This window comes from Arsenophonus sp. aPb, assembly GCF_029873475.1.
In the GTDB taxonomy this organism is placed as follows: Bacteria; Pseudomonadota; Gammaproteobacteria; order Enterobacterales; family Enterobacteriaceae; genus Arsenophonus.
Window position 1 is genome coordinate 1 of record NZ_CP123500.1, and the last position, 19644, is coordinate 19644.

12 protein-coding genes and 6 pseudogenes are annotated in these 19644 nt (G+C 35.5%); 5 read left to right on the plus strand and 13 right to left on the minus strand.

Translation table 11 applies throughout. From position 1 onward, the window contains the following. Window positions 1–295: 295 nt before the first annotated feature. The 3 genes and pseudogenes from QE177_RS14420 to QE177_RS14430 form a co-directional block, all read right to left on the minus strand. Window positions 296–448: pseudogene (locus QE177_RS14420) on the minus strand (transposase); the annotation flags it as partial. 64 nt (window positions 449–512) lie between these two features. Beyond that, window positions 513–3716 carry an autotransporter outer membrane beta-barrel domain-containing protein gene (locus QE177_RS14425; RefSeq protein ID WP_280552347.1) on the minus strand — a complete coding sequence of 1068 codons (3204 nt, stop codon included), beginning with the start codon at window positions 3714–3716 and terminating at the stop codon, window positions 513–515. Window positions 3717–4054: 338 nt separating this feature from the next. Next, a pseudogene (locus tag QE177_RS14430) lies at window positions 4055–4213 on the minus strand (DNA polymerase V subunit UmuC); the annotation flags it as partial. A gap of 212 nt (window positions 4214–4425) precedes the next feature. On the opposite strand from QE177_RS14430, the gene QE177_RS14435 reads away from it, so the two are divergent. Further along, window positions 4426–5268 (plus strand): GIY-YIG nuclease family protein, encoded by an 843-nt coding sequence (locus QE177_RS14435; RefSeq protein ID WP_280552349.1) that lies wholly within the window; start codon window positions 4426–4428, stop codon window positions 5266–5268. Window positions 5269–5518: 250 nt separating this feature from the next. Here the strand turns inward: QE177_RS14435 and QE177_RS14440 are convergent, their stop codons facing one another. Continuing rightward, window positions 5519–6394, minus strand: coding sequence for an Rpn family recombination-promoting nuclease/putative transposase (locus QE177_RS14440; RefSeq protein WP_280552411.1), 876 nt, complete (start codon window positions 6392–6394; stop codon window positions 5519–5521). Between the two features lie 166 nt (window positions 6395–6560). Here QE177_RS14440 and QE177_RS14445 point away from each other — a divergent pair. Further along, a pseudogene (locus tag QE177_RS14445) lies at window positions 6561–7228 on the plus strand (IS6 family transposase). Window positions 7229–7356: 128 nt separating this feature from the next. Here QE177_RS14445 and QE177_RS14450 read toward each other — a convergent pair. The 3 genes and pseudogenes from QE177_RS14450 to QE177_RS14460 all read right to left on the minus strand — a co-directional run. Further along, window positions 7357–9876, minus strand: a complete 2520-nt coding sequence (locus tag QE177_RS14450) for a pentapeptide repeat-containing protein (RefSeq protein ID WP_280552351.1) — start codon at window positions 9874–9876, stop codon at window positions 7357–7359. 9 nt (window positions 9877–9885) lie between these two features. Beyond that, the gene (locus tag QE177_RS14455; protein ID WP_280552354.1) at window positions 9886–12333 is read right to left on the minus strand and encodes a hypothetical protein; all 2448 of its coding nucleotides are present in this window, start codon (window positions 12331–12333) and stop codon (window positions 9886–9888) included. Window positions 12334–12464: 131 nt separating this feature from the next. Beyond that, window positions 12465–12978: pseudogene (locus QE177_RS14460) on the minus strand (IS6 family transposase); the annotation flags it as partial. A gap of 150 nt (window positions 12979–13128) precedes the next feature. Here QE177_RS14460 and QE177_RS14465 point away from each other — a divergent pair. After that, window positions 13129–14322: a retropepsin-like aspartic protease gene (locus tag QE177_RS14465; RefSeq protein ID WP_280552357.1), complete on the plus strand. Its 1194-nt coding sequence runs from the start codon at window positions 13129–13131 to the stop codon at window positions 14320–14322. Window positions 14323–14381: 59 nt separating this feature from the next. After that, window positions 14382–14654 (plus strand): annotated as a pseudogene (locus tag QE177_RS14470) (DDE-type integrase/transposase/recombinase); the annotation flags it as partial. 5 nt (window positions 14655–14659) lie between these two features. On the opposite strand, the gene QE177_RS14475 reads toward QE177_RS14470, so the two are convergent. The 5 genes from QE177_RS14475 to QE177_RS14495 form a co-directional block, all read right to left on the minus strand. Beyond that, window positions 14660–15133 carry a collagenase gene (locus tag QE177_RS14475; RefSeq protein ID WP_280552413.1) on the minus strand — a complete coding sequence of 158 codons (474 nt, stop codon included), beginning with the start codon at window positions 15131–15133 and terminating at the stop codon, window positions 14660–14662. Between the two features lie 12 nt (window positions 15134–15145). Beyond that, on the minus strand, window positions 15146–15526 hold the full coding sequence (locus tag QE177_RS14480) for a hypothetical protein (protein ID WP_280552359.1): 381 nt from the start codon (window positions 15524–15526) through the stop codon (window positions 15146–15148). Between the two features lie 407 nt (window positions 15527–15933). After that, window positions 15934–16164 (minus strand): hypothetical protein, encoded by a 231-nt coding sequence (locus tag QE177_RS14485; RefSeq protein ID WP_280552361.1) that lies wholly within the window; start codon window positions 16162–16164, stop codon window positions 15934–15936. A gap of 599 nt (window positions 16165–16763) precedes the next feature. Then, complete coding sequence (locus tag QE177_RS14490) at window positions 16764–17315, minus strand: hypothetical protein (protein WP_280552363.1); 552 nt, start codon at window positions 17313–17315, stop codon at window positions 16764–16766. 841 nt (window positions 17316–18156) lie between these two features. Beyond that, complete coding sequence (locus QE177_RS14495) at window positions 18157–19101, minus strand: anthrax toxin-like adenylyl cyclase domain-containing protein (protein ID WP_280552366.1); 945 nt, start codon at window positions 19099–19101, stop codon at window positions 18157–18159. A gap of 292 nt (window positions 19102–19393) precedes the next feature. On the opposite strand from QE177_RS14495, the gene QE177_RS14500 reads away from it, so the two are divergent. Continuing rightward, window positions 19394–19519, plus strand: coding sequence for a hypothetical protein (locus QE177_RS14500; RefSeq protein WP_280552367.1), 126 nt, complete (start codon window positions 19394–19396; stop codon window positions 19517–19519). On the opposite strand, the pseudogene QE177_RS14505 reads toward QE177_RS14500, so the two are convergent. Further along, a pseudogene (locus QE177_RS14505) lies at window positions 19458–19637 on the minus strand (IS6 family transposase); the annotation flags it as partial. The gene QE177_RS14500 and the pseudogene QE177_RS14505 overlap by 62 nt on opposite strands. Window positions 19638–19644 lie beyond the last annotated feature (7 nt).

Sequence of the window (19644 nt, forward strand, 5' to 3'; positions counted from 1 at the left end):
TGCTTTAATAAATTCAGACATATTGCTAAAGAAATAAATTTACTTTAACGTAAAGCCATTTTTTCGGCACTCCTACAACAGTACCCTTTATTCTACTGATGGCAGTGTTATTTTAGCCGAAGCGGGGGCTGAACTATCAGGGGAACAACGTGTTGAAGTGAAAGCGGGACAGAAAAGCGTGTTTACCGTCTGGACTGAACTGGATACTTCCTGGGAGTCAGGGCTTCTTTAAACGCTTTAGGCACTGACGCAACGGGGCGGAGTGGGACAGAGTTTATATTAACAATCCTTATGGTCAGCGCTTCGTTGGTGCAATGATACTCTTTTTTATCTGATGCGCCTTATATCCCCGTCCTGAAGGACGGGGATATAAGGCGCAGTTTTCAAACTAACCAGGTGTTTGCTGTTGCTCAATGTACTGTCGGATAATAGATATCGGTGCGCCCCCTATGACGTAGAGGATGTCAACGCACTACTTTGTCACTAACCTTAATCGGCACCCTACACCGTTATCAAAAATGCCAAGTGAAAACAGCGTTGACGCTATTGTCCTGATGCTGCTGCGATAGTAGACCATCGTAGCTCAACGACAATATAGCATTCTTGTTCACCACTACTTCTAGCCCTACCTTCAGAGCCAGTCTGTCGCGCGATATTGGCACACTGTTCACCACAAACGGAGCATTTCCGCCTTTAAACCGCAGCCCAGCGCCTGGTTTCAGCTGTCCATACTGATGTTGCCATCCCAGTTCGCTAAACAGCCCTATCTTGGTGTTTTTATTCACCAGCCGTTCAGTCTCCACACGCCACCCCAACATCGAAACCGTCGCGTCGAAGTGCTGTTTGTAACCACGTAATGCTGCCGCGTTACCATGCTCTGAGATCTGATTGTTCTCCAAGTTTATGTATGCCAGGTTAACGAACGGTTCCAGGTTCACCCCCTCTCTCTCCATCCTATAACTCATTTCCGCGAATAGCTGCTGTGTACGTCCACTGTACTTTGCCATTTCACGGCCTGACTGCACACCATAGTTCACCAAACGCAAAGTATCGATGCGATGCCAGGTGTAGATTGCACCTCCACGCAGTGCCAGCATCCCAAACTGTTTATCTCCGTATGCAGCCAGGTGATAGTTATTGCTGCCCGCATTCGAACCATAACCACCGTGCAACGAGGTACGGGTATAGCCTGTCGCTACCCCCAGCCGCCAGTCAGTTGCTAGTGCTGAATCAAATCCGAACAGTATCCCATAGGTCGAGCCCTGATAACCTGTTGCATTGGCATTGCCCGATGCGTGCTCCCACGCCATGAGCGATTGCGCCCACACACCGCTTTCGTTGGCCTTAATAGCCGACGAACTCAACAAACCCTTCGCCTGACGCAGACGCCCATTTAGCACCTCACGTAAATAGCGGCTATTGTTTACCAATGCCGAAACGATATCGGCATTGATTTGCCCAGACAACTGACGGAATGCTTGTCGTGCTTTATCCACCGTGCCACTGTTTAGGATGCTCTCATACACAGGATTACCCATCGACAACTCATCTGCTGCATTTGCCACTTCGCGCTCATTCTGTGTCTGTGCTACGCTGGAAAAGCGTTTATTATTGCGGCCGATGCTTAGCGTTACCTGGTTTGGGTGATAACTCAGTTCTGTATCAAGAAACAGGTGCTTTGACGCCACCCTATCAAACTGCCCGCTCACTCCCTGTTGCGCACTCAGGATGATATACTGCTGACCTAATCGGCTATCACCTTCCTGTTGCGATAATAAGTTAGCTTTGTTTTCCAGTGAAACCACCACTTCACCGCCATCGATCGTTACTGCTCCACTACTTTGGATTCGATCGCTCTGCACGTTTTGACCAACCTCGACTACGTAACGCGAGCTCGGTTCAAAGCTGACATTATGGTTTACGTTTAGGGTACCGATCGAATTGCCCGGCGCTACAGTACCATGGGCGCTCAGTGAGCCTATTGTTCCATTACCACTGAGCACACCATCTTTCTGAATTAATACATCCGAAGTTAGTGTGCCATTAACAGCTAAAATTCCATTATTTATTCGTGTTGGACCACGATAGGTGCTGTTACCAGTTAATACTAATGTTCCATTTCCTTCTTTAGTTAGTCCTCCATGACCAGTGATATCGTTACGCCAAATATCCCAGGCGCATGTTGGATATAAGCATGTTCGCTTTAAAAGCGTTCCCTCATCAATAATGGAGCCGATACCTGGAATATTAACCACAAATTGGGTGTTTGCGTATGAACCCGGAACATAAAACTCAGCTGGAATATCTTTTGGAGAAATAAACATTTTAGGGCCATTAATAGCTTCTCTTAAGTTTACAAGCCCCCAACCATAAATTTCATCAATGCCCTTTTTTCCAAGATCAGTTGCTGTTGTTTTAACTATTGTTGTTATATTTTCTGCTGATAAGTAAGGAAATCTTTCCATTAATATAGCGATTGCACCACTAACGTGAGGAGCTGCTATCGATGTGCCTTCTCCTTTCTTGTAACCGCTTGAAATATTATTGTAATTATTTCCTTCAATATTTGCTGAGTAGATATTATATGCTGGAGCAGCAACACAGAAACTAGCGGTATAGCCGCATCGATTTGATCTTTGATAAATTGGCCAATCAGGTATATTTGAATCGTCAAATTTTGATGATATTTCTTTAATTAGATTTGGAGATTTTTCGTAAATTGAATCTACAAATGTATAGAATTCTTCATCTTGTTTTCTTCCTGGGAATTTATTTTTATAAAGAATAAACAATTTATCGTAGATAAAATCACTACGCAGCAATGGAATGACATCTTCTTTTTTGGCAATACCCATAACTGTCACCCAATGCGATAGAATGTTTGGTAAAAAATAGGGTAATCCAGCTAATGCGTTAGGGCTATTTGTGTTGCCATCATTGCCAACACCGTAAACCATAATAATGCCATTGTTGGCTAAATCTATAGCACCATTATAAATACCACCTAATTTCGTACCTATAATGCTTTTAATGTCATGATTAAACTGTTTTTCAGCATCTGAATCGGAAAAAGATACAGAATCATAAATTTCATAATTAGGTGCATCTGGAATACCAATACTCCAACTGTTATTTATAATACGGACTTTATTTTTCTTGAATTCTTGCCAGGCCGAATAATAGATATTTCTATCTAAAGGAATTTTACTATAAATCGAATTGTATCCATTATCTATATCAGCATTAAAAATTTTTGTATTATAGGCAACACCGTGCATTCCTTTTCCATCACGATTTCCAGCCATTATAGATGCTACACTCGTTCCATGTGATTCGTATTGTCCTTCATAATTTTTTAAGTGTAACGTTCCGTCAAAATAAAAATTATCACCAACTTTTATATTTATATCGGAATTGCTTTTTTCTGCTCTTTTCCCTTTAGTAACAAGGTTAATAATGTTTTTTATATTAGTGAACTCTGGGTGATTTTTATAGATAGCAACATCGAGCATACCAATTGGTACATCTTTCCCTGTGTATCCATAATAATATGCATAATTTGCATTAATAGCATCAAGGCCCCACTGATTATTAAACTCTTCTGTTTTCCAACTTAATAAAAAATTTTTTTTAATTCCAATATATTTTTCATTTGCAGGAGAATTAGATGACACAATTAATAATATTAATATAAGTAAAAATTTCTTTGATCTCATAAAATATCTCAATCAACTAAAAATACTGGACTGAGGATCTGACAGTTGTCTTAATCCTGCGAGTCGAGTCAAGTTTTCTATAATCTTGGTAATGTATTCTTTGTCCGCATTTTTATTTTTTTGTATAGGAATGCACATTGCATCGCAACACATATATCCTTGTTCATTAATAATACAAGTTGAATCTAAAAATAGTGCAATTGGTAAATAAAATATTTCTGATAATTAATATTACAGATAATAAATAATCTCTTTATAGAATCCGATTTATATTAAAAATTAATGAAATTTACTATTAAATAACAATTTTCTTTCACAAAAGATTCAATTTAAAACTACGGCGCCCCCATTCTGATATGTTTTCTAGCATCTCCGGAGCGAGCTATAACACAGCCATCGTTATTTGATAAAACAACTACCGGTTTACCTTTCAAATCAGGCCTAAATACATGCTCACATGAGGCATAGAAATTATTAGTATCGATTAATGCAAACATAAAATCTCTTACGCTTATTAACAATAAACAGCATATGCAGTGTAAATAGCTACTCTAATAACGCCCTCTTTCACTGGATATAAAAACAGTATAATATAATCATAAAGAAAGTCTTAGCCATCTTTTATTTCAAATAAATATCTTTTGAAGGAAAAGATAAAGACTTTAAAACTGAATGTTAAAAATTAAATCTCTAAAAATTAAGGAAAAAAGTGTTAGAAATCTGTAAAAATAAATCCATTAAATTGGAAGGTAATGAGGAGAAAAAGCTTAAAACAATAAACGCCAGTATTCCCAATCTGCCAGGTGTCTATCTATTTTTCGGTGAAAATGAATTATTGCCAATCTATATCGGGAAAAGCATAAACCTTAAAAAAAGAGTGCTATCTCACTTTTATCAAAAGAATATGAAATTAATAAAGCAAATTAGATATATTTACTGGCAAACCACAGCAGGTGAAATAGGCGCGCTATTGCTCGAAGCGAAATTAATTAAATTATATCAACCTGTTTTCAATAAACAGCTAAGAAAATACCACGAGCTTTGTGCTTTTCAGATATCGAACAATAAAATTGATATTGTTTATGCGAAAGAAATTGATTTTTCTAAATCAGAAAACCTATATGGTTTGTATAAAAATCGCTTTTCCGCTTTAAAAAAACTTAAATCCATTGCGGATGAAAATAATCTCTGTTACGCCAAACTTGGAATGGAAGAGAAGAAAAAATCAGGCTGTTTTCGGCTTCAGCTAGGTTACTGTCGTGGAGTTTGTGTTAATAAAGAAAGTCATGAATGTCATCATAACCGGTTATTACATGCGTTTAAACAACATAAATTAGCTGTCTGGCCTTACAAAGGCGCAATTGGCATCGCCGAAAAAGGGGTTCAACAAACGCAAATTCACATTGTTAATAACTGGGTTTATTTGGGTTCGGTAGAAAACCTCAGTCAGACATTAACATTTAATCAGGCAACAGATAAATTTGACCATGACATGTATAAGATCTTGTGTTGTCGAATATTAGATAAAAATATAAACATAATCCCTTTGTGATATTTAATCTTTAAACAGGTTTCTTAATTCAGTTTCTGTAAACCCAGTAAATTTCATCACCGATAGCCTGTCCAAACCACTTTCGAGCATTTGCTTTGCTATCTCAAGTTGTGCTTCAAGTTTGCCTTTTTGAATTCCTTTCAGAATACCTTTTTATTCACCTTCTAGACGTAACTGTTCTGCAATAGTCATTAAGATCTCCCGATAATCATCCGCTTTTTCCGCAATCTATTCTTGCGCTCGATCATCTTTAATCTTTAAATAAACGACTCAATTCAATCTTTGTTAATCCTGTGAATTTCATTATAGATTGTCTATCCATTCCGCTTTCAAGCATCTGACGAGCAATATTCATCGAAGCTTGCTTTTCGCCTTCTCGACGTAACTGTTCTGCAATAGTCATTAAGACCTCCCGATAATCATCTGCTTTTTCCGCAATTTGATGCAAAAATTGTTTTGCATCCGAAGTATTCCCACGCTCAACAATATAATACATTAATCCTTTAAACAACTCTGGCTGTATTACATACTGATTTAATAAACCAGCTATCTCCTGACTAAATTCTAGCATATCTCGTGCTCGGATATGCTTCATCACTAACTCCATCAGCGCGACACGTCGATGCTTTATGATTTCTTGGTCAGGAATGACTGTAACGTCAACCAATGGGAATGCCTGCGTATAAACAGATTTTTCCAGTTCTGGATCGGCAAAGCAATCCAACCATTGGGTGCTGTAAGGGTACGGCGAAGTTTTACCTTGATAAAACAGTAGCGGTATCACCACGGGCAAAGTATCATTTCCCTGCTCTAGATGCTGATGCATTGCCGCCACACTATAGCGCAACAACCTGAATGCCATTAATTTTTCTGGCCTGCTCTGATGTTCTATGAGCGTGTAAATATACCCTTTTCCCGCTGTTGTTTGCACAGAATAGAGCATATCAGAGCATTGACTACACAGGTCGGATTCAATAAAACTACCTGATTCCATCGTCAACGTACTAAAATCACATAATTTACGAATATTTTCAGGTAAATGAATTTCCAGAAAGTCCTTTGCAATCGTAATATCGCCAAGAAACTTCTTAAACAAACTATCATGATGAGAAAGTATTTTTTTCATTGCTACAGTATAAACTTGAGGGGTAACCCTTGCCATCACTTTAGTCAAAATTTAATAGTAAATTCATCATCATTTTTATCTTCAACAGTAAAATTCACCAGTGTATTTGTAAAAAATAATATACTGTAACATGAATGTTTTTAAAGGCTGACACTATACCCACGACATCATCCTATGGGTAGTACTCTGGTATGTAAATACGGCATTAGTTATCGTGAGCTGCAAGAAATGTTGGCTGAACGCGGGGTGCATGTAGACCACACCACCCTCTATCGCTAGGTTCAGCGTTATGCGCCAGAAATGGAAAAACGGCTGCGGTGGTACTGGCGTAATCCTTCCGCTCTTTGCCCGTGGCACATTGACGAAACGTATATAAAGGTGAATGATCAGTGGGTTTACCTGTATCGCGCTGTAGACAACAGAGGACGTACTCTGGATTTTTACCTTTCACCACGGCGTAACAGCAAAGCTGCATATCGATTTCTTAGTAAAATTTTAAACAACATAAAACAGGGGTAAATCCCAGGCGTTATCAATACGGATAAGTCTCCGACATACGCTCGTGCGCTTGCTCAGCTTAAACGTGAAGACCAATGTCCGTCTGACGTTGAACACCGACAGATTAAGTACCGAAATAATGTTATCGAATGCGATCATGGCAAACTGAAACGGATAATCAGCGCCAAGCTGGAGTTTAAATCGATAAAGATGATTTATGCCACGATAAAAGAGATTGAAGTGATGCGGACGCTGCGTAAAGGTCAGACCAAGTCATTTTACTTCGGCTATCCCCTGGGTGAGATGCGTCTAGTGAGTCGAGTCTTTGAAATGTAAGACCTTTACCAATAAATAAGGCTGCCGCATCACGATCTTTGCAACAATGCCATCTTTTTTAACTTTGGCCATACCTGTTAGCCACTGCCCCCGTGTAAGCACTGCGATCAACCAGTGAGCATTGATAATTATCCCCAGGTTGGTGGTTGGATTGTTTTTAAAACATCATTATAGTGTTTTATGGCATAATCAGTCATTATGTTAGATAAAACCGCTGTACAAGTGAAGGCTTTATCGGTCCCGAGTAATCGATTTTTCCAATCAATGAATTTATCCTGACCAAGCAGTGTTGGATAAATTGTGTGAGCTTTTTCCATTAGAGCATAAGCATAATATCTGAGCATCAGAGGAGAGTGCTCCTCAGTTCCAAAAATAGCACTGGAAGAATAACGGGTGAAAACCGCAGATAACGAAAAAAGATATTCCGCTTTTTCCCTATCTGTACTTGATGTTAAATCATATAATTCCATAATCCGGTTATAATTTTCTTCTTTCAATATATAACCTTGTTTTAAATCAAGTACGCGAGAGAATATTTCACTTAATTCCTGTTGAGAAGTGTCATCCACAAGTTTTGTCGCATAGGCTTTAGATTTTGTGGCATCCATGAATAAAGGTTTAAGCTTGTCACCTAAATCTAAAGACTCAATCAGCTTATAAAATTTTGATTGATTCAAGCTATAAGAAAAGTGCGGCGCAAAAAGGGGAAAACTTTCATTATAACATTGCTTCAAACTGTATTCTGATGGGCTTAAACACTTTCCATCTTGAAAAAGGTAAACGTGATCCCACTTAGTATCCAGATCAGGATGCAGCATTTGTGATAGAATATTTTCAGAAGCAACTAGTACTCTGTTAGGTGTCGTTGATAATAATAGAAAATTTTGCGCATTGTTATCTGACCATTCTGCATTGCCTTTGTAATCACCAAAAATTTCTTTAATTTCTTCATGCTTTAGTTGTTGCTGAATTTCAAACATATTGAGATACTCTTGATACAGACTGTGGGCTGCATCAATACCCTGAGTTCTGGCTGCCAATAAGACTTGAATAAAGTTACTATTAATTTCAGAAGAGACCATTAGATGTGGGTGTTGGTCAAAATAATTAAGAAATAGGTTAGTTATTGTAGAACGATTTTCCAGCAAGCTAAGTAAAGCTGGTGAAAGATTTTTTAGATAATTACTCGTTAGTGTATTAACAAAACGACTAATATACTCATTAGTCATAAATGGCGTTTTGCCGAAAATATCCAGTAGCGGTAATGTGACATCAACAAGATTTGCATTAGATTTTTCTAACGAAGTAATTAACTGGCAGGCTAACTTTATTTTTAATTTATTATATTTCTCATCAATACTATTGATACTCGTTAATAGACTATTTTGATTGTTAAAGTGATTAAGTATAATATCCAGGTTCTCATCATTCCATATTTCTGGAAGAGATATACTTAAAGTATCATTTAGGCTAGCACCTGAAAAATTAGCAGAATTAATAGTTAGTTCTTTTAAAATGGCACTACTTAAATCAACATTAATTAAGCTAGCGCCTGTCAGGTTGGCTCCTGTCAGGTTAGTATTGGTTAAATTAGCCCGCCTAAAATCAATACCTATCAGGTCTGCGTTTGTCAAGTTAGCGCCTGTCAAATTAACATCTGTAAGGTCAACTTGTTCCAGGCTAGCTCCCTCTAGATTAGCCTCTGTCAGGTTAGCTTTAGCTAAAGTAACTTCTCCTAAGTAAGCATTTGTCAGATTAGCTCTTGTCAGATTAGCGTTGGTCAAATTAGTTTGAACTAATTTAGCATCCACTAATTCAGCATTAGTTAAATTAGCGCTAGTAAAGTTGGTTAGTCTCAGCTTAGTTCTAATTAGATTAACGCTTGTCAGGTTAGCTTCTATCAGAATAGCGTTGTCAAGCTCACTATCATCCATTTTTGCACCGACCAAATCAGCATGAGACAAATTAACTTCTTTTAGATTAGCCCCGTTTAGATTAGCCCCGTTTAGATTAGCCCCTTTTAGATTAGCTTCTACCAGTCTAACATCTGCCAGATGAGCTTGAGCTAGATTGGCGTTCATTAATTTAGCTTTCGTTAAGTCAGCTCCCGTCATTTTAGCGCCCGTCAGTATAGCTTTCGTCAAGTCAGCTTCCATCATTTTAGCGCTTGTCAGAATAACTTCCGTTAAATCAGCTTCCTGCATTTTAACGCCCTTCAGCTTAGCGTTGGCTAGATTACTACCATTCATTTTTGCACCAATCAGATTAGTTTGTAGCAATTTAGCGTCTTTTAGATTAACCTTTTGTAGCGTTGCTTTTGCTAGATTAGCGCCGGATAAGTTCGCTAATGAGAGGTTAGTTTCACCATTAAAAAGAGCTGAAAGATCCATATCGCTTAAATTTACTCCCGATAAATTAATAACATAATTACTCTTTCGATTAGCTAATAATTCTGTTAATGCATTGAGTTTTTCCGTCGTCGAGCCTGTTAAAAAAACATTAGATGACCCACTCCAAAATTTATCCGCCATTTTAGAGCCCATTCCACCTAGACCTTGCGTTTTTAGATGATAAAGTCGTTCTCGTATTAATACAGGTGCTAATGTTAGGTTACCTACATCGTCTTTGAGATATCTTCGACCATACAAAGCACCGGTTTATGGACTAATCTGAACAAAGATATCTTTACCCTGTTTTTTACCAATATTAACGACAAAAACCTCCTTTTTTAACTCAGGGCGGTAAGCGGTCTCAATTTTAAATGATTTAGCCGGTGTTACCGGAAAATTTTTTACCTGCTTTTCCAGAGTTTCTGCTAGGTTTGTTAAGCCATTAATTTTCGGTTTTAGTTTTGATGCCGTATTTTTTAAACTATTGATACCTTTTATACCGCCATATGTGAGTAATTCAAACCCTGGATCTGCGCTGCGAAAAAAATCCATACCTAATCCAATGTAGGCTTCAGGTGGCACACTTTTTGTTATATGGGGAATACCAACGCTGACAAATTGTTTATCGCCTTGTTTTAAGAACTGCGCAATTGTTGCCTGTTTTGCTGCGATTTTAAGTCCTTGAGTCGTCACTTCCCCCATGGCAATACTAAATTGCCCACCAATTTGCAGTCCTTCATCCAAAAATGATAAAAAACTTAAAATATCAAATACATCGGCGATGTTAGATTCCTTAACATTACTTTTTTGCGCTTCATTAATGCAGGTGTAAAAAGGAATAAAGCTTAAGAAAAAATCGTCTACTTTTTGCCGATTGGTTTTCTGATAACCACTATCATGAAGTTTGCTTAACAGCTTGTTACTATGTATTTCTGCCAACTTTTCTAACGCCACTTTTGGCTGCTCATTCGCTTTTTTCAGTAAAGAAGGAGAGTGGATTTTTAATGCAAAATTGCTATTATGACGACTATTTTTGTGATCATTTATTAAGTCAAAGATTAAATCTCTGTTTCGGTCAACGCGCGATAATTTATAGTTGCCCATTTTTTGCTCTTTTTCTAAGGCATAAATCCTTTCTTCTCCATTAAATGAACACATAAACATATCAGTGGCATCAGGAATATGAATAATAAGCCCATTGTTAGCAACTAATCCAGCTACGCCAGGTGGTAGAGAATGAATGTTACTATCCCTGGCATTGTATTCAACTTTTACCTGATTTATTTCTGCTTGCTGCAAAAATATTTGCTCTTCTTCGCTGAGTGCATTAAATGCTTGAGGTAAAAGAACGTATTCTGTTTGCCTAAAAACATCCACAATATGCTGGTTTTGTTGTTCAAAAATTTTATCGATATTGGGTAATGAGGACATTTTACCTTGTTGATCTGGATAGTCCCTCTCTCTATTTTTATACAAATAATTATTTAACCAATCCTCATCCACACCATGGTCTTTTAATTGTTGGCGAGCAAGCTCGGGTCGAGTTTGCCAATTTTGTAATAAGTGGCTAAGTTGGATAAAAGGATTATTGTGAGTTGATTGATGTAAGTAATTAAAATAGTCATGATAAATAATTTGCTTATCTTGTTCATTTATTTTTGTAATATCTTTCTTATTCTCAATATCTAATTGCTGATAGATGAGGGTCGGTAATTTGAAATAATGAGAATATTCAGCCGGTACTTTCTCCTTAATAATAAGAGCTTCCATTAAAATGCCTGTATTAATAATATCATCCAAGCTCATATCATTAAGATCAGCACTGCTTTCCTTGAGTAGCGTAGCACCCGCATGCAAATAACCCCACTCCGGTTGGTCTATCATCATCTCTTTCAGTCTTTTCTGATCATTAATATCCTTAGGTTGCAGACAGAATGTAGGCATGATTCTACTCAATACATTTTCTTGATAATACGTGCAAGCCTGTGAAGACAATATGGCAAGTTCACCGGTATTATTAAATTGCTCAAAAAAACAGTGTCTCAAATATTCATGATTAAATCGCAAATTATTTTTTGTTATATCAGAATTGAGTGTTGTCTCAATATTGAGTTGCGCTAAAATCCATTTATCGGATGGTAAAGCTAATACAGCATATTGCAACCAATCAGCAATAATAGCCTGCTGACGAGCAAATGGGATTTTTTCCCCCTCATATGCACCATATTCACCTAATGGTTTTAATAATAATTTTGCGAGGGTCTCCATCTTATCTTCCTCATTTTTATTGTTCGAAAGATAATCGGTGATATGATTGACTAAATGATAAGATAGCGCCTCATCATTCTGCTGATTTATTGTATAACCCTCATGAGTTAACATGGAACATAAGAGTCGATTTTGTTCTTTACGTGCAATGGAATAAAAAAATGGGGCTTCTGAAGCCGGTAAAGTGATATTTATTGGATGGCTTGAAGTTTGTAGAAGAGCCTCTAAATTATTAACAAATGGCTTACTAGTTGCTGTAGTGCTATTTCCTACTGAATTAGTTAATTCTTCATGCTGTAATGCATTTAGTTGTAGCGGATTGTTTGAAACTACTCTATCGCTTGATCGCTGTTCTTCCGTTAACCTATTTTCAACTTCACATTTATTGCGATTTAATACAGACGACACCCAGTTTAATGATAAAAAACGGGAATTTATATTTGGCATAACGAACTCCAAAATTAACTTAAAATTAACAAATTAATTACATTAAAATAATTTGATTTGCTAATGAAAAAAGTTTTATTTTGGAGGAATTACAATTTACAATTCGACTCGATCTTTACAGCAGTGCCTGCGATAACGTAATTTTGGTACTTAATCTGTCGATGCTCAACCTCAGACGGACATCGGTCTTCACGTTTAAGCTGAACAAGCGCACGAGCGTATGTCGGAGACTTATCCGTATTGATAACGCCTGGGATTTGCCCCTGTTTTACGTTGTTTAAAATTTTACTCAGAAATCGATATGTCGCTTTGCTGTTACGCCGTGGTGAAAGGTAAAAATCCAGAGTACGCCGTCTGTTGTCTACAGCGCGATACAGGTAAACCCACTGACCATTCACCTTTACATACGTTTCGTCAATGTGCCACGGGCAAAGAGCGGAAGGATTACGCCAGTACCATCGCAGCCGTTTTTCCATTTCTGGCGCATAACGCTGAACCCAGCGATAGATGGTGTGTGGTCGACATGCACGCCGCGCTCAGCCAACATCTCCTGCAGCTCAGATAACTAATGCCATACTTGCAGTACCAACGTACTGCCCACCGGATGATATCGCGGGTAAAGAGATGACCTTTAAAAACATTCATGTGGGGCACCTTTAATTAAATCGTCAGGAATGATTATCAGCAATCCGACTCGATCTTTGCAACAGTGCCTACGTTGCTGCCTCAATAATTTACACAGATAATCATTTACCTATATTATGATTGATTTATCATTGTATGAGTGCGTAAATAATGAATATATATGCAAAGACAACATTAGCCGTCATTTCTATAACACTTTTAACTTCATCTTTGTCTGGATGCATAGTTAAAAAACCAGAGAAATCAAATGAGGCTGCTAATGATATTTTAAATGAAAAATTTTATAGCAGTTTAATTATTCCTGTCACCATCAATAATAAGTTATATCATTTTTTAATTGATACGGGCGCTAGTATTACCATTATCGACGAAAAAACAGCTAAAGAAATAACACAGGAAGTTCCATACTCATCCTTGCATCCATTCCATAAAAAAATTTTTTCTAACTTTAAAACGATTCACGATAAAATCGACATAAAAAATCTTAAATTTATTAAGCCAGTGAGTGTGTTTATTGGTAAAGAAGAAATTAATGATAATGAAATCTGGATTGCAAAAGATTTAACTCTTTTTACTCAAGCCTCCGGTACAAAAATAGATGGTATTCTAGGAATTGACACCTTTAGAAAATTTAATTGGCATGTTGACAATAAAAAAGGACAATTAACCATACTGAGAAAATCACCTCCAATATCAACTTATTCATACTGCATAGCATATCAAGATGCTTATGGAGAATCACCCTACTTTTATTTAGATTATGGAAATAATGATTACATAAAGGTGAGAGTTGATACCGGAAACGATGGAAGTGATCTTGGGTACGATTTTCTTGAATACTTTAAAAATCAAAAAGGTGAAATCACACCTATCAAACATAATATTACAGCAATGGAGGCAACCGGTCTTATTAAAAACCAGGATTATATACTTAAAGGCTTAAGTTTTAATAATCATCCACTTGGCGAAATAAGAATAACTGGAAATAATAACAATCAATATCTTCTAGGTATGAATTTTTTATCCCGCTTTAGTCGCTATGCGTTTATGCCAAGTAAAATGCTTTTTTGTTATGACGCCAACTCATTATATAAAGATAATCAATATCCCGTCAGAAACATTGGCGTCAGGTATTATAATGAACGCATAGAGATTTTCTATAATGAAGATAAAGAACTTGAGAAATATAATCTTAATAATGGCGATATCATTAAAAGCATCAACGGCATAAATTATGCACCACAAGAAATTGACAAACTCCGTAAAATTATATCACTAACACCTAAAGGAAAACTCAATTTGATTATTGAACGTCAAGGCGTTAAGCAAAAAATTGTTATTTAATTTTTAAACACCAATGGCAATCTCTTGCATTTTTTGGCACTGTTGCAACAGTGCCCGCTCGTGTGCTTGCTTAGCTTAAACGTGAAGACCAATGTCCGTCTGACGTTGAACACCGGCAGATTAAGTACCGAAATAATGTTATCGAATGCTATCATGGCAAACTGAAACGGATAATCAGCGCCAAGCTGGAGTTTAAATCGATAAAGATGATTTATGCCACGATAAAAGAGATTGAAGTGATGCGGACGCTGCGTAAAGGTCAGGCTAAGTCGTTTTACTTTGGCCATCCTCTGGGAGAAATGTGTCTGGTGAGTCGAGTCTTTGAAATGTAAGACCTTCACCAACAAATAAGGTGCCGCATCACGAAATTTGCAACAGTGCCTAATCTTTCACTGTGACCATTAGCAGAAAAACTATCAATATCTATAATTTGATCTAAAGTAGGTCGCCTATTAACCGAACAATACATTAAAGTTTGGGTTGCATATTTATTTTTTTCACCGTGAGATATATATTCAGCAAGTCCTTCACTCCACCATGAAATTTCTTCAGAGGAAAATTCTGCTGCATCACCATACTTATTATATTTACCATCAAGATAATGGACAATTTCGTGCCCAAAGTTATGGACATCATTTCCTTTCATATAAATAAAGATGCGAGGCTGATTATTAGGATCTTTAGGATTTCCTTCAATATAAATACCTCCATTGTTAGTATCTATACGAAAAGGATAATTACCATAGCGGTTATAAAGCTCTTTGTTCTTCATGATTATAATTTCTAATAGCTTAGAATAATCATCTTTTATTTTATCTCTTCCCTAAATATTATAAAAATCATTTAAAAATTTATCAGCTATAATATTAAGTTTATTTTTTTCTTCATTATTAAAATTATAAGAAGATGTTACTTTATGCCTGCTATTAAGTTTAAAGCTATAAGGAATAATCTCTTCTTCTCTAATTGGTTTAATAAAATTATAAAAGTTCGCTCCGTTATTTTTTTCAATACTTCTTTCAGTATCTTCTAAATATTTAGCAAGAACTACACTAATCTCTTCACATAAATCATTTTTAGCAGGCAGTTCTTTATAGTTTTTTAATATAGATTGCAGATTATAATCAATCTTATCGCGTGTTAGAGTCCAAGCATTAGGATTATTAATTTTTTCAACATTGATAATATGAGCTAATGTATTCATACTACAACGTAAATGATAAAAGGGGGATGTATCTTTTTTTCATTAACAAGTTCTAAAGATTGTTTAATAGTTTTAAATAAATTAACTTCTATTATTTTTTTATTTTTAGATAATAGTTGGCCATCTAGTATTCCTGGTCTTATGTAACAAAGTAAATTTAGGATCTTGCCTAAATTTACTGAAAAATCATAATTTTTTAATAAGCTTTCTTGATTTTATACATAATACCTTAATATCGTATCAATATTAGAATAATTTATAATTAAATTATTTCCTGTTACATTCTTTCGACTCATCTCCGTTGTTGCTGCAACCCAACATTCTGTTAATGTTAACAAATCCTTATTTGGTTCTGTTGATGTTTTTGACAAAGTCCTATACGTTTCAGATAGATAATTTCCTATTTTTTATAATGACTTTGAGGCAATATCATTTGCTGAATTCCAACATGGATTTGATGTACTAATTCTATGATATAAACTTTCAATATATTTTGATAACAAACTAAGATTTTTTATATTTTTTTCTGGATTGTCAATTAGCTTATCGATTACTTTAATTGCTGTAATTAATGTTTTTTGACTATGCGCGTAATTTGTCTTTAAAAATAATTCTTTTTCATCATAAAGATCTTCCATCAACCTCTTTTCCATAGAGGTAAACTCTATATTAGATGAAATATGTGTTAAATATCTTGGAAATTTTTTTGTTCATGGTTTTCAACGGCATTTAAATGCTTTTCTTTCGCGGAGGATTTCTCAAAAAAATTAATATTTTTAACATTATTTACATCATGGCAATAAAAGTTATATTCATAATTAACATTAACAGCGTTTAAATTTATTGACATAATAGGTTAATGCCATTTATTTTTAAAATCTAAATAAAATAACAAATTTATCACCATAAATTCACATACAACACTGTGTTATGAAAAATGCATTACTTGTTCTAAATTTTCAGCAATGACAGTATCATATAACTTACTATCTACATTAAGCTATAATATTTCAGAAAAGTAAATAATATAAAAAAATAATATGGGGAACTTGAATTGAATATGACTAAGCTATCAGCTTAAAAATTGGTTATTATCACAATCACTTGAACTAATTCTGTCACATTCAGTATTTTTACATATATGTAAAAATACTATATTAAGATTTACCCCTTATAGACACAATATGTTTTGTATTTCATCGGATAAAATTTATCTTAATGTGACAGAATTGCTATATTATAGTGGCGAAAATATATGCGTTTCTATATGCCCAACCATGAGGTTAGGAATATAAAATTGCGTACCACCGCCTGGCAAACCTGAGCTGCGCCCTCTTGCCTCAAGCTCAAACTTCCGTAAAGAACGTGCTCCTGCGTCAATACGCGGCATACCTTTAAAACCACCAAACCAAGCATAGACCGGAACTTTTAGCGTTATCTTAAGTAACCAATCAAGTGAACTCCAATTCTCTTTGATCACTGAAGTCAAACGCCCCCATTCGCGCAACGATATACCATTTAACTTAGCAATCGAACAACGCTGTTCCAGCCCACCATCATGTTTGAATGGTTTGGTTGGACTCCACCACGGTGACAGAGGCGTTGAGTCATTGACAACCCCTCTCGCTAGAGTAGGAAATCCATTGAATTTATACAATGACATTCCAGCATGTAAGTACTCCTTGGTTGGTGTACCAAACTTCTGTTGAAATGCATCTTGTACCATTGTTCCTGGTCCTGTAGAAATATTACCAACTTCGTACCACGTCAAATCGTCGTTCAATATCACCGTTAATATCTCCAAAAAATTGATAAGATCGCTTTATGCTTTACAACATCGTTTATATCGCTTCAATTGGAACCATAATCTTTATATAAGCACATCCTCTTATCTTGATATCCCCGAAAATAATAAGCACACCACTACTCATCTAGCATTGTCTACATATGACAGTGCTGCCATCATAAAAATAACCATTTCCTCATGTGCAGTTATGCTTATTAGTATGTGCAGCAATTGCCGCCAGACCCACTACCATTTCGCCATCCTATATTGCCAGGAAGCAGCGCTGATTAACTTGTATATGGAAACCGTAAATACCTAGCACAAACAATAGAAAAACTCAGTTTAATTTTTTTAACATATTCATAACCAATCTTTTGTTTCATATAACAATATTGAAGTTATAAAAAATAATGTGAAATAACAAAATTTCGTACTACCCTTTATTCACCATACTATTTGTTTATAACATAACTATTCTGTGGCTTGTTTAATTGCTCTAATAGGTAAAACTATGGTGTAATTTTTAGCAGAAAATATTTTTTATTGTATGAATCGGAATAAATTTAGCTTAATCAGAGTGAAATAATTTCTTATTTTTAATGCAACAAAGCCAATTAAAATCAAAATCTGTGACTATATTTAGGAGCAAATCCTTGAGACTTAAATATTGAATAATATTCTCTCAAGTCAGATTCTTTTTTAACCTTTAAAATAACACCATTTAGATGAAAGAATATGGTAAAGTGTCGACCTTTAAAAACATTCATGTCAGGCACCATTGATTAAATCGTCAGGAATGATTATCAGCAATTCGATCCGATTTTTGCAACAGAGCAAATTAAAATCAAAATCTAGAACTATATTCTGGAGCAAATCCTTGAGATTTAAAGATTGAATAATATTTATTCAAGTCGGATTTTTCTTTGACCCTTAAAATCATTCCATTGGGATGAAAGAATATTGGGTGATCATTTATATCAAATCCAGGGCTAAACGGGTTACTTGTTTCATCACCGTGCCAAACCAAGTTACCTCCTTTATAACCTTCATCTCTAACACAATTATTCAACGATTTAATGATAGTTTTAGCAAAAAAGTGGATGTTACCCATATTTTTATCGCCTTCCCCAAAAACTGATTTTAGTTTTAAAAAATCAAGGTTATGTTTCTTAAAAATATCATAATTTTCTTTAATAGGTCGTGGAGGGATGTTTAATGGTAGTTGATTATATGATTGATTTTCTCTTGGAATGATAGCAAATAAATCATAATCTGCAGTAATGGGCCGTGAATCTGTCGTTTGCTCACCATATTGCGGTGGATTGGTCATAACTTTTACAGGATTTCTATTATCATCAAATACTGCTCCTTTTTTATTAATAAAAAATTTTTCTTCTCCTCCAGGGTAGTAGGCTGAATATTTTTCATTTCCTAAATGAATTAAGTTTTCTATTAACAATTCTCTTAATCTAGATTCACTAATAACTAAGTCTATTGCTTTTGCTCCTTTAGCTTTGGCTGATAGGATATTGATATCATGTTTAGGATAATCATTAGGTGGAACTTTAGAATAACAAGCTTTTTCAGTAATAAATCCGGCTGTTGGTCCTGTTGGGCTAGATTTAGCCTTCATATGAAAACTCTTGCAAGGATATCCTTCTTTTAATAAAGTCTGACCAAGCGAGTTTGGTTCTCTTAACCCAATAATTACCTGATACTTTTTTGCAGTTATTAAAAAAGAATGTTTATAAGCTAATTCAATATGTTGATTAATTAATAATTCAGTCATAAAATTTTATGGTTATTTTAGGGATGATAAATATAAAAAAAAAGAATTACAGCTAGTACATTAAAAGGCGATTACAACTTTAAAAAATATTATTTAACTTAAATTAAATAATATTTTTATTGTTCCTCCTTTTAGGTTAGGAATATATATAAATTTATTATTTCAAATTAATTGATTCCTTTATTTTTCTGACTAGTAAGGAAATATCAATATGCCTGTTTGGGAAAAAATATCATCATTAGCAACTAGGTTAAGCGTTGAATTTTTTTATTAACAATCTAATGTAATTTTCATGTCTTATATTAGGCACTGTTGCAAAGATCGTGATGCGGCAGCCTTATTTGTTGATAAAGGTCTTACATTTCAAAGACTCGACTCACTAGACGCATCTCACCCAGAGGATGGCCAAACCGCCTGACCTTTACGTCGTATACTTCAATCTCTTTTATCGTGGCATAAATCATCTTTATCGATTTAAACCCCAGCATGACGCTGATTATCCGTTTCAGTTTTCCATGATCGCATTCGATAAAATGTTAATTT

What these genes read in the sequence shown, in the direction of transcription:
- QE177_RS14425 (WP_280552347.1), bottom strand. Translation starts at nt 3,716, where the DNA reads ATGAGATCAAAGAAATTTTTACTTATATTAATATTATTAATTGTGTCA.
- QE177_RS14440 (WP_280552411.1), bottom strand. Translation starts at nt 6,394, where the DNA reads ATGAAAAAAATACTTTCTCATCATGATAGTTTGTTTAAGAAGTTTCTT.
- QE177_RS14455 (WP_280552354.1), bottom strand. Translation starts at nt 12,333, where the DNA reads ATGCCAAATATAAATTCCCGTTTTTTATCATTAAACTGGGTGTCGTCT.
- QE177_RS14465 (WP_280552357.1), top strand. Translation starts at nt 13,129, where the DNA reads ATGAATATATATGCAAAGACAACATTAGCCGTCATTTCTATAACACTT.
- QE177_RS14480 (WP_280552359.1), bottom strand. Translation starts at nt 15,526, where the DNA reads ATGAATACATTAGCTCATATTATCAATGTTGAAAAAATTAATAATCCT.
- QE177_RS14485 (WP_280552361.1), bottom strand. Translation starts at nt 16,164, where the DNA reads ATGGAAGATCTTTATGATGAAAAAGAATTATTTTTAAAGACAAATTAC.
- QE177_RS14495 (WP_280552366.1), bottom strand. Translation starts at nt 19,101, where the DNA reads ATGACTGAATTATTAATTAATCAACATATTGAATTAGCTTATAAACAT.
- QE177_RS14500 (WP_280552367.1), top strand. Translation starts at nt 19,394, where the DNA reads ATGTCTTATATTAGGCACTGTTGCAAAGATCGTGATGCGGCAGCCTTA.